Source organism: Mesorhizobium sp. M6A.T.Cr.TU.014.01.1.1, assembly GCF_004022765.1.
Lineage (GTDB): Bacteria > Pseudomonadota > Alphaproteobacteria > Rhizobiales > Rhizobiaceae > Mesorhizobium > Mesorhizobium mediterraneum.
Genome location: NZ_RZPG01000117.1, coordinates 1 through 425, shown reverse-complemented (window position 1 = coordinate 425; position 425 = coordinate 1). Strand labels below are relative to the sequence as shown.

General features: G+C 44.7%; 1 protein-coding gene. It reads right to left on the bottom strand.

What is annotated here, in order from left to right; translation table 11 throughout:
- On the bottom strand, window positions 1–272 hold a 272-nt coding region (locus EN885_RS33785; protein WP_164897990.1), incomplete at its 3' end, for a M48 family metalloprotease.
- Window positions 273–425: the final 153 nt, after the last annotated feature.

The window sequence follows — 425 nt, the reverse complement described above, 5'->3', positions numbered from 1 at the left end:
CTGCTGATACGTTCGTTTGCGTGGCGAGCAATAGCATGACCAATTTCATGACCGATTACAGCTGCAAGCTCATCGTCTGCGCCCTTTCCTAGACCAACAAGATTAGCCATTCCTGTGTACACGATGATTTTACCACCGGGCATACAGAACGCATTTACCTGATTACTCTTAACGACATTAACTTCCCATTGCATTTGGCGCCATAGGTCAATATAGTTATTGCGAGCTAAATATGTTTTAGTTGCTTGAATAAGACGCTCCGAAATTTTCAAAATGCGAGGGTCATTGACAAGCTCCCCTTTCTTGCGAGAGTTTGCGACAAAGCTATTATACTGAGTGCGACTAGAGGCTAGTACCTCCTCATCTGATACTAGGTTCAGACTGCGTCTACCCGTAATAGGAACGACGCCACAACTATACAGCAT